1 protein-coding gene and 1 pseudogene are annotated in these 1,632 nt (G+C 67.4%); both read left to right on the plus strand.

The genetic code is table 11. The annotated features are described in order from the left end of the window. Positions 1-277: pseudogene (locus JV551A3_RS15765) on the plus strand (MFS transporter); the annotation flags it as partial. A 198-nt stretch (positions 278-475) separates the two neighbouring features. Further along, positions 476-1,632 (plus strand): FAD-dependent oxidoreductase (locus JV551A3_RS15770; protein WP_133978899.1); only part of this gene is annotated, 1,157 nt, incomplete at its 3' end.

The following is a 1,632-nucleotide window of genomic DNA, read 5'->3' on the forward strand; positions in this document are numbered from 1 at the left end:
GATCGCCACCATGGGCGCGCTCACCGGCCTGCCGATGTTCTGGCCGATGCCCACCGCGCTGCTCAGCGCCGGCGCGGCTGTCGCGGGCCTTGCGATCATCAACTCGGTGGGCCAGATGGCCGGCTTCCTCAGCCCGTACCTGGTCGGCTTCATCAAGGACCAGACCGGCTCGACCGATGCCGCACTGTATTCGCTGGCGGCGTTGATCGTGCTGGGTAGCCTGGTGGCCTTGCGGGTTACCCGGGCTGGTGCGCTGAGTACTGCAAGGGCCAATTGAACCCATTCGCGGGCTCGCCCGCTCCCACAGGACCGCCACAGTATTCGAGCTTGTGGTGATCCTGTGGGAGCGGGCAAGCCCGCGAAGAGGCCAGCCCAGGCCACACACGATCCACACCCTCCACCGATCGTCAGCTCAACGCATCCCCTCTCCGCCCCAGGCGTCAAATGGTTCCAAAGCCCCCTTTGGAGAGCCTTCATGACCCAGCACGCCGTGGCCCGCCTGGCCCAACTTGACGAGCACCGCCCCCTGCGCGTGCAGGCCGGCAGCGAAGAAATCATCCTCATCCGCCAGGGCGACCAGGTACACGCCTACCAGGGCAACTGCCCCCACGAAGGTGCACCACTCAATGAAGGCGTGGTCTGTGGCGGCCTGCTGGTGTGCCCCTGGCACAAGGCCGCGTTCGCCGTGGACGAGGGTGCGGTCTGCGAGCCGCCGGCGCTGGCCGATCTGCGTCGCTATCGAACTTGGGTCAAGGGTGACGAGGTCTGGGTCGACGACCAGCCCCTGCCCAGAACCGAGCCGCCCCGCCACAGTGATGCCCGCTGCTTCGTGGTGGTCGGCGCCGGTGCCGCAGGCAGTGCCGCAGTCGCCACCCTGTTGGGCCATGGCTTTGCCGGCCGCCTGGTCTGGGTCGATCAGGAGCGCCAGCCAGCCTACGATCGTACTTCCCTGAGCAAGTTCGTGATCGCCGGGCAGATGCCGCCCGATGAAGTGCCGGGCCTGCTCGAAGCCGACGCGCTGCGCAAAGGCCAGCTGGAACGCAAGCATGGCAAGGTGCGTACCCTGAACACCCAGAAACGCCGGCTCACCCTGGCCGACGGCCAGCAGATCGACTATGACGCCTGCCTGCTGGCCACTGGTGGCAAGGCGCTGCGGCCCGATATCCCGGGTGTGGAGTTGCCCGGGGTATTTACCCTGCGCTCACGGGAGGATGCCGCGCACCTGCTGGACGCTGCCGAGCCCGGCCAGCCGGCAGTGATCGTCGGCGACGGCTTCATTGGCCTGGAAGCCGCCTCGGCCTTGCACAAGTACGGCGTGCAGGTGCACCTGATCAGCCGCCACGAGGTCCCCCTGGCCCGCCAGCTGGGCGAGCGCATCGGCCGTAGCATCCGCGAGTTGCACGAACGCAAGGGGGTCATCTTCCACGGCCCCACCGAGGTCGAACGGATCGAAGGCCAGGGCAAGGTCGAGGCGGTGCTGCTGGCCAACGGTGAGCGGCTACAGACCCCATTGGTGCTGCTGGGCACCGGGGTAAGACCGGCGACCGCTTTTATCCAGGGTGTGCTGCTGAGCGAAGACAAGTCGGTGCGAGTCGACGCTGAAATGCGCGCTGCAGATGGCCTGTNGGCCGC

Origin of the sequence: Pseudomonas inefficax (genome assembly GCF_900277125.1) — a bacterium.
Classification (GTDB): Bacteria; Pseudomonadota; Gammaproteobacteria; order Pseudomonadales; family Pseudomonadaceae; genus Aquipseudomonas; species Aquipseudomonas inefficax.